The organism is Candidatus Poribacteria bacterium (assembly GCA_021162805.1).
In the GTDB taxonomy this organism is placed as follows: domain Bacteria; phylum Poribacteria; class WGA-4E; order B28-G17; family B28-G17; genus JAGGXZ01.
In genome coordinates, this window is the sequence record JAGGXZ010000092.1 from 1 (window position 1) to 8,716 (window position 8,716).

Annotated in this window: 9 protein-coding genes; 2 read left to right on the forward strand and 7 right to left on the reverse strand. The window is 51.7% G+C overall.

Features of this window, described 5'->3' with window-relative positions:
- The first annotated feature begins 274 nt into the window (after positions 1 to 274).
- On the forward strand, positions 275 to 478 hold the full coding sequence (gene rpsU, locus J7M22_07420) for a 30S ribosomal protein S21 (protein MCD6506442.1): 204 nt from the start codon (positions 275 to 277) through the stop codon (positions 476 to 478).
- A 13-nt stretch (positions 479 to 491) separates the two neighbouring features.
- Entirely contained in the window at positions 492 to 1,691 is a 1,200-nt protein-coding gene (locus J7M22_07425; protein MCD6506443.1) for a sigma-70 family RNA polymerase sigma factor, read from the forward strand.
- Positions 1,692 to 1,727: 36 nt separating this feature from the next.
- Here J7M22_07425 and J7M22_07430 read toward each other — a convergent pair whose 3' ends face one another.
- The 7 genes from J7M22_07430 to J7M22_07460 all read right to left on the reverse strand — a co-directional run bounded on the left by J7M22_07430 (position 1,728) and on the right by J7M22_07460 (position 8,125).
- Positions 1,728 to 3,014: a hypothetical protein gene (locus tag J7M22_07430; protein MCD6506444.1), complete on the reverse strand. Its 1,287-nt coding sequence runs from the start codon at positions 3,012 to 3,014 to the stop codon at positions 1,728 to 1,730.
- 80 nt (positions 3,015 to 3,094) lie between these two features.
- Positions 3,095 to 4,183: an aldo/keto reductase gene (locus J7M22_07435; protein MCD6506445.1), complete on the reverse strand. Its 1,089-nt coding sequence runs from the start codon at positions 4,181 to 4,183 to the stop codon at positions 3,095 to 3,097.
- Complete coding sequence (locus J7M22_07440) at positions 4,173 to 5,267, reverse strand: site-2 protease family protein (GenBank protein ID MCD6506446.1); 1,095 nt, start codon at positions 5,265 to 5,267, stop codon at positions 4,173 to 4,175. Before J7M22_07440 ends, J7M22_07435 begins: the two co-directional genes overlap by 11 nt.
- A 100-nt stretch (positions 5,268 to 5,367) precedes the next feature.
- The gene (locus J7M22_07445) at positions 5,368 to 5,895 is read right to left on the reverse strand and encodes a nitroreductase family protein (protein MCD6506447.1); all 528 of its coding nucleotides are present in this window, start codon (positions 5,893 to 5,895) and stop codon (positions 5,368 to 5,370) included.
- Position 5,896: 1 nt separating this feature from the next.
- Complete coding sequence (locus tag J7M22_07450) at positions 5,897 to 6,574, reverse strand: DUF488 family protein (GenBank protein MCD6506448.1); 678 nt, start codon at positions 6,572 to 6,574, stop codon at positions 5,897 to 5,899.
- A 3-nt stretch (positions 6,575 to 6,577) separates the two neighbouring features.
- Positions 6,578 to 6,967, reverse strand: a complete 390-nt coding sequence (locus J7M22_07455; protein MCD6506449.1) for a hypothetical protein — start codon at positions 6,965 to 6,967, stop codon at positions 6,578 to 6,580.
- 12 nt (positions 6,968 to 6,979) lie between these two features.
- Positions 6,980 to 8,125, reverse strand: a complete 1,146-nt coding sequence (locus tag J7M22_07460; GenBank protein MCD6506450.1) for a Gfo/Idh/MocA family oxidoreductase — start codon at positions 8,123 to 8,125, stop codon at positions 6,980 to 6,982.
- Positions 8,126 to 8,716: the final 591 nt, after the last annotated feature.

Sequence of the window (8,716 nt, forward strand, 5' to 3'; positions counted from 1 at the left end):
CAGGATAAGCAGTGATAATATCTTGTTAAGCGGTAGTCGGTTATTTTGGACAGCCTGGCGAATAAGCTGTTGGGATGGACATATCGGCCCGCCACGAGCATCTTTCTCACCTCCTTCCTGGTGGTCTTTGTGATAGTATACTAAATCATACAATCATTGAAAAGCCCTCAGAGGAAGCCCTAGAAATTGACATGGTATATCGGTTGTGATATAATATAAATTGTTTACTGCTCCTCTGTTTTCGGTAAAATCCCAAGAAAAGGGGGATTGATGTATGCCTTATGTGCGTGCTACAGATGGTGAGGATATCGATCAGGTGCTGAGGAAATTCAAGAAGAAATGTGAGAAGGAAGAGTTGTTCAAGGAGATCAGGCGAAGGCTGAGATATGAGAGTCGAAGGGAAAGGCAACGCAGGAGGATCCACCGCTTAAAAAGGAAACGACAGGCACAGCTTAAAAAGGCCGCACAAAAAAGATAGGTGGTCTGAAAATATGGGACGCTTGAGAGGTATAATCGACGATTACACCGAGGAAGAGGAGATGTCAGGCCTCGGGCTTGAGGGTGATGACCCAGCCCTCGATGATGTCGATCTCGCGGAGGACGATGCCGATGAATGTGACGCGATGACCATCTATTACAGGGAGGTTTATAAACGTCCCCTCCTCACCCATGAAGAGGAGCTGACTCTCGCCAAGAGAATCGACGAGGAAAAGGAGAAAATCCTTGAGATCTTCCTTCAAATCCCCTTCGTCGCCGAGGAAGCTGAACCATTAAGGGAAAATAGGGATTGGAAGGAGTTCGCCGCTCTGATTAAAAGGCTTAAGAAGGTATATGTCGAATATCTTGAAACCCCTCCCGGCTCACCGGAGTTCAAAAGATTGCGAAATCTCATAGGTCTATCGCCTGAGAGATTTACGGAGCTTATGGATCGCCTTGCTGAGTCCGAAGCCCGTGTCTATGAGGCGCGTAACACCATAGTGGAATGCAACCTGAGATTGGTTGGAAGCGTAGCCCTAAAGCTTAGAAACAGAGGGTTGCCTTTCCTGGATCTGATGCAGGAGGGAGCTGTAGGGCTGATGAGAGCTGTGGATAAGTTCGATTATAAACGTGGATATAAATTCAGCACCTACGCACATTGGTGGATCAGGCAAGCCATGCTCAGAGCACTGGCAGACCAATCCCGCATGATTCGAATCCCCGCTTATACCGTTGAGACCTTGTGTAAGCTCAACCAGGTGAAGGCCAAACTGGCCATGAAGAAACAGCGACCGGTCACCGACGAGGAGGTCGCTGAGGCCATGGGGATAACCGTCGATGAGCTGGAAAGGCTTAACAGCCTCAGGGATAACCTCGTCTACCTCGATTCGCAGTTGAGCGATGATTCTGACGCCACTCTCTATAACCTCGTAGAGGATAAGACCGTTACACCTCCCGATGAGGATACCTTCGATAAACTCTCCAGAGAGCAGATATCTGAAGTGCTCAAGGAACTCACCGAGCGTGAGGAGCTCGTTATCAGGTGGAGATTCGGCATAGGGGACGGAAGGAAGCATACCCTCCGCGAGATAGGGGAATACCTCAACATAACGCGCGAGAGGGTAAGACAGATCGAAGCCCAGGCGCTTAATAAACTACGGCATCCCTCAAAGCGTCGGAAGCTCGAGGGGCTTCTCCTGAAAAATTTCCATTAAACCATGATGGGGTGCACCATGTGCACCCCATTTCCCTCATTTTTCCTCCTCAACAATTACCTTCGCATATCGGAGTAGGTGGCTGTCACCCCCAATTCCGAAGACATCGATGACCTTTGATGGATCCGACCCGCCCCGTTCCGTATTGGTGAAAAACACGGTGAACGGATCTTCAAACGGTATCACCTGTGGCGGTGTGATATCCGGTTTGATCTGCATGATCTTATTTCTACCTTCGGCCGTATAGATAAGCAGAAGTCTTCCGTCATCGGTGGCATGAAGCCGTCCATAGCTGGGTCTTTCGCCCTCTATCCCCTCACCGCCTTTGACGAGGGATCGTCTTTCGACGATCTGGCCATGACGGATAAGGGTGTACTCCAAGGAGGCCACAACCGGCGTTCCGGGTAGAAACCTATCCCGGATTATGGGGACAGCTGTCTGCTTGAGATATAGCAGGTGTGCATCGCCATTTCCATCCACCCACATATCCTGATTCCGGATATAACCGCCGGTGGCATCGACGTTGTCTATCTCGACCGGTTCCGAGAAGCCCTGTTTGGATATGTCGGGCGACCAGACATAGAACAACCTTCTGAAGACGTAATCCCACTCCCTTCCCGTTTTCTCCCTTTTATATTTACGCCACTCCTCATTGGGTTCAACTATATCCCCTATCGCTAGGACATGAGCGCTCCGAGCCTTCAAGGCGACCTGAGGATAACACGCCCGAATGGGAAAGCGTATACGTCCGGCATTGACCCAGTTTCCCGATGAGTCACGAAAAGCCCAGAATTGATCTCCTCCTTTGGCGTCGATATTGAGGAGCAACATCTCGCCGTTTTCCCCGTCTATCGCGGCGCCTCTATAGGAATGATCGGTAAATGTGGCCCCTTCAGTCCATATCGGACGGATAGGTTTCGGGAAGGATGAGGGATCGGACAGCGAGAACTCCAAAAGATGGGGATCGCAAGGGCCATAGCGCGTTCCTCTGGGCGCGAGAGACGGATTGACCGACAGAAACAGCTTGCCGTCGAATCCCATCAACGGGCATGGTTCCCTCTCACGGTAATCCCCCTCCTGCTGGATGATCTTCCATCCATCCTCCGCGCGTCGCCATAGCTGCCACCTTGTGTTACAGAGCGGCGGCACACCCTTCCCCGTCTCGATTATACTCACGAACACCTCGTCTCCCATCCTCACCATCAGAGGGGCGCCGTAACACCACAGCGGCCCCGCCCCGTTATTGGGAGGTTCATATCTGCATATCAGTTCCTCGATCTCAACGGAGATCGAGAACATCGCTGCCATCATCATCTCTATCATTTCTCCTCCGGTGGATAGAAGTTTCGTATCACCCTGTTGAGGTAAAGCTCACCTTCAGATAAGATTTCAGAATGCGACTCTCATATCAGGTTTTTAAAGGACTCGACGACCATTTTAAGCATCTCCCGTATCGGCAGGCCGGCGGGACATTTCTCCTCGCATTCGCCGCACTCCACGCACTCCTCCGGCGAAACGGAAAGGGATTTATAGAGATCGATACCCATATGCTTGAGGTTATCCGGATATCCCTTATACATATCGTAAGCTCGGAAGACCTCTGGAATGAGGATTCCCTGGGGGCAAGGCTGACAGTAACCGCATCTGAGACATACCTGGCCGTATCTGAACTCCATCCCGAGCTTCCCTATCTCGTATCTCAGCTCCTTGATCTCCTCCTCCGTCATTGGCCTGGTCATCTTGCCGACCTGAACGTTCTCCTCCACCTCCCTCGCCGAGCGCATGCCGGGGATGACAACAGAGACGTTGGGGTTGGAGGTTATGTACCAGAGCGAGCCGAAGACGATCGGATCACGTTCAGGCTTGGTCTTGCTCGATGCGTTGGGACTTGTCAATGTTCCGCCTGATAACGGCTTCATGATGATCACTCCCATACCATGTTCATGTGCCATCGGGATGATCTCCTTCTCGACCCCTTCCTGATCGAGAGGGCTGTATGCGAGCATTATCGTCTCGAACTCCCCCGAGAGGATGGCTTTTTTCATGACCGAGTGTGCGCGATGGATCGTTATCCCGATGTGATCGGCCATTCCCTGTTCCTGAGCTTTCCTGACAGCCTCAAGCGCTCCTCCTTTCGCCATGACCTTGGCATATACGTCCTCATCGCTGACGGTGTGAAGCTGCAGCAAATCCACCTTGTCGACGTCGAGTTCCCTGAGACTGGTCTCTATATCCCTCATCGCGCCCTCATAATCGCGAGAGGCCGTCTTAGTGGCGATATACACCTTATCCCTTTTGCCCTTAACCGCCGCTCCCACCTTACGCTCGCTATCCTTGTAGTTGCGCGCCGTGTCTATGAAGTTCACCCCCAGTTCAATGGCCCTGTTTATGGCCTCGACCGCCTGATCGACTGAGACCTGGGGCAGTTTGATGGCTCCAAATCCTATGACCGACACCATCATCTCCGTTTTCCCCAACTTCCTATACTCCATCTCCTTCCTCCTCCTTTCTATCACCTATAGAGCGAACCATAAAGTATCTGCCTATGTTCTCAAGCGATATCATTCCCCTTAACACGCCGTTTTCGACCACCGGCATGGCGCTTTTACTTGAATCCGCCATTTTGCGATACACGTCGGCGAGCGTGTCCTCGATAGTGACGAATGGGAACTCCGATTCCATCACCTCTCCCGCCCATCTATCCAATTCATCCCTTTTTATCAAGCTCATCAAGGTGGGTTTCGTCAGCATCCCCACTAACTCTCCTCCCTCACGCACCACAGGGAATTCGTCCTGCAACCCTCTGTAGATGTGTTCCAACGCATCCCTTATCGGCTGATCGGGCGCGAGGGCGAAGACGTTCCTGGACATCACCTCCCCGACGGGGATCTCCCTCAGTGTTCTCCTCATCTGAACGGCCCTCTCCTCACCACCGGCTGCGATAAAAACGAAGAGACCGATGAAGATCAAAAGTACATCCTTGTAGATCCCGAACAGAGCCAGTATAACGGCTATCCCCCTGCCCACCTGGCTGGCTATGTGCGTCGCCTGAAGATAATCGTATCTCATGGCGAGAACCCCTCTGAACACCCTGCCCCCATCCATCGGGAAGGCTGGTATCAGGTTAAAAAGCCCCATCCAGAGATTTACCTTGAATATCAGACCGATAACGTTATAGGGCGAGATGGAAAGCGAGAGATCAAGGGGTCTTCTCGTCAGAAGGAGGACAAGGGCGGAAAGGAGAGCTATCGAGAAGTTAACGGCCGGCCCCACCAAGGCCAGCCTTATCTCGATAGAGGGGTCCTCCGGTATCTGCATCCTGGCGACTCCCCCTATTGGCAGTAGAATTATATCATGAACCTTTATCCTGTATCTGCGCGCCATCAGGCTGTGTCCCAACTCGTGAAGAACCACACATCCGAACAGAATGAACATGATCAGCGTGAGTGATATCCCCTCGCCAATTCTGCCTTCGACCATATAGGGAAGCAGGAATAGGAGGAAAAGAAGGAGGAAAATAACATGTATCCGAACCGGTATGCCGAATATAGATCCTATCTTGAAAGCCCAATTCATCGCGTATACCCTAACTGAGCGAGACAAAGTTAAAAAGGAACAAGGAACCAAGAGACGTTCCTGGTTCCTCGCTCCTTCAAAGAGGGAATATGGGTGGATTTCAGTAGACTGCTCCTCCGCCGTATTTCTCCTTGGAGAAGACCTCAGCGGGGCTCTTCCTGCTCCTGGGCCCCGGGGATTGATCCGGCACACCTATAGGAGTCAGAGCGACGACATCCATATCCTCTGGTATCTCCAGGAGCTTTTTAACCTTATCTCCCTGGAAGGCACCTATCCAGCAGGTTCCATATCCTAACGCCGTTGCAGCCAGGATCATGTTCTGCATCGCTATGGCGACGTCCACCGGATACCACAGCCTTCCCGTGGAACCTCGACTGATGGAGGGTATCCCGACACCTGTGAGGATCACATCAGCATCAGCTATCCACATCTGGCCGTTACACGCCTCCGCCAATTTAATCTTGAGATCGGGATCACGCGTGACGATGAAATGCCACGGCTGCCTGTTACCGGCGGAAGGCGCCTGTCTGCCGCACTCGAGAATCCTACGCAGATCCTCCTCCGGTATGGGTTCCGGCCTGTATCTTCTGATGCTCCTTCTCTTTAAGATCGTCTCTATGGTATCCATCTTACACCCCCTCTATCTCAGGTTCTCTCCATTCATATTCGATGAGGAGCATGTTCTTCTTCATGCAGGCTATTATCCTTCTGTCGAAATGAATGCAGAAATAACAGTTCCTCGTTCGAGCGGCGTTACCCTTAGCCTGAAAGAACTCGCAGTTAGACGCTTCGCTCTGAAGGGATGGGATTTCCGAGTAAGGCTTCGGTATTTCCTCGGCGACCTCACCCACAGGTAGAAGCAGAAGCTCACCCGTTTGATCCTTGGAGGAGGGTTTCCTCTCCTGGGGAACAGGCGGCTCGAGGATCTCCCTCTCAGGGAAAAGAGTTTCGACGCGCATTCTATTACCTGACTTAAACCATATTCCGTTCACCGCTTCGCCGAGCACCGAGATATATCCCACGTGGAAATCGTCATCCGGCACGAAGAGGGTGACATCCTTATCCCTGGCGTATTCAGCCAGCCCTCTCAACCTGCTCCCGGCCCTTTTATACTCGGCTCTCAGTTCTTCCAGATACTCTTCTCTGAATTCCTGCCAGGATATGGAGCCGGATCTGTATCTCGATATGAGCTTTCTTGAAGGACACAGATCCGGTATATTCGACATGCCGTCGATCCTCTTTCTCGTCAGAGCGACGCTTAATCCTTTTGCCTCTTTCCTTTGGCTCAATGTAGCCAAATAAAGCATCCCTCAATCCTCTTTCTTCGATTCGACGATCGATATGCTGGTTATCCTCTCAAGCATCTTGACTATCTCAGAGCTGGGATCAAGCGGCATTATGGATGTCACCTGGAACAGGTTTATGTAGAGCTTCCCCTGTGAGCCGGGAAAGGCTCTCTGCAGGTTTCGCATCGGCGTGAGGTTCGACTCCCCGATCGATGTACTTCGCCTTCTCTCCTCCTCGCTTGAGTGTATCGGCAACACGACGTCCTCCAGAACGAGGAACCTATCGCTGGCTGATCTGAGGAAGGTATCGAACGGCACGTTGAGTCTGGCATAGCAGTTCGATATGCCGAAGACGGAATCCTTGGAGAAGGTCACCCTGACCCACATCTTGATGCCGCTTTCTCCCCGGTTCATCCCCTCATCACCTCACAAGTTTATTGTCCTGCAGCTCTCAGAAGAGGCTATTATGGCGCAGACGACCCTGACCGATTCATAGCCATCCTCACCGGTGGGCAACATTCCGAATTCCCCCCATCTTTCGGGCGAGTCCGTCCCCTCCAGAATGGCGTCGATAAAGTAGGGCCAGCCGCTGAGGTTCTTGGCTCCCTCCTCATCCATCCTCATCGTTGGTCTCCAGCCCTCACCTCCTCTGGAGTGATCCGGTTCAAGTCCGATCGTCACCTTTATCCCATAGCTCTCCAGCTTCCGTTGAATCGATCTCAGACCTTCGATTGAAAGTTCATTTGACAGATTCGCCTTCCATCCCACGGATTTATTGAATCCTCGTCGTTTGTGATAGAACACCCCTCCCTCTGAACCGCCTACATACTGGCTGAATTCGACCAGATCATCCATATGTCTTATCCATTCGGATTTCAACCTAACCTTGACGCCGTTTGAAAGGAAGAGGAAGGCTTCATAGAGATCGGGTGTGTATCCGAGAACCTGTCTCTGGGAGATGGCGAAAACCTTCTCAACCTTGGCCGGCTCGAAGTACCATCTCACCAGGTCAACCGTGTGGCTCATCAGAAAGTGCGCGGTTGATGTTCTGGCGGCCCAATCTCTGCTGCGTTCTCCCCAGAGCATAGTCGGAACGCTTATGTTATCATCAAGTTGCATATCGGCATATACCGGTTCTCCGATCAATCCGTTTTGTATGAGATATCTGGTGGTCATATCGGCCTTAGCGAACCGATTCTCGAAGTCGACGAAGACCCTGACACCTCGTTTCTCGGCGAGGTTCATCATCTCCTCGGCGTCCTTGATGCTGGTTGCGAGGGGTTTTTCACACAGAATCACACCAACGCCGGCCTCCGCGCAGACGGTAAAGGGTTCTCTGTGGAACGGATCGGGCGTAGCTATGACGGCGATATCCAGCTCCTCCCTATCGACCATCTCCTGAGCGTCACTATATGCATTTGCGCCGTATCGCCCTGCCAGAGAACGAGCTCTATCGGCGATCTTATCGGCTACAGCGACAAGCTGGACCCTGTCCTCCTCCTGTAGCGCCTCCGCATGTGCAGTGCCTAAGATACCTGCCCCTACGATACCGACTTTCAAAGGTTTTCCCATGATTTCCCCCGATGTGTTTTGCTTTCAGCTTAATTTTAGCATCCTTTTCCATTCAAGATCAAGGCTTAACATGCTAACGCGGGATCTCCTTTGGAGTTGAAGGGGGAACGTATGGGGTCCTTTTCGGCACGAATCCTCCTTCCATCTCAGGCACATATTGGGAATGATCGCTGATAGCACATCGATCACTTCTCCTTAACGCTCGATATTAAGCTCTTAACCCATGGCATATTATACGCCAGATCCCGAGCGATTTCAAGCGAACGTAGGGCTTTTCAATGATTTGGCATAATCAGGCGTGGTAAGGGCGTTCCCCTGTGCGTGTCCCTGAATCCGGCAGGCACAAGGAGGAACGGCGAATGGCGAGTAGCGAGTGGTGATTCTCCCCTATTCGTTGCTCGCCACTCGCTACTCGCTACAATTACAGCGCCGGCGAAAAGCGTTGAAAACCCCTATATCGTAAATTTAGAAGTTGCTTTATCTACCCCGACGAGGTATCATATAACTATACTTTCGCGGTTTTTCCGAAAATCGAAGTGGTGAAACCAGGACGGAAGATAAAGCTTCCTCCGAAATGGGAAGCCGAAAGCA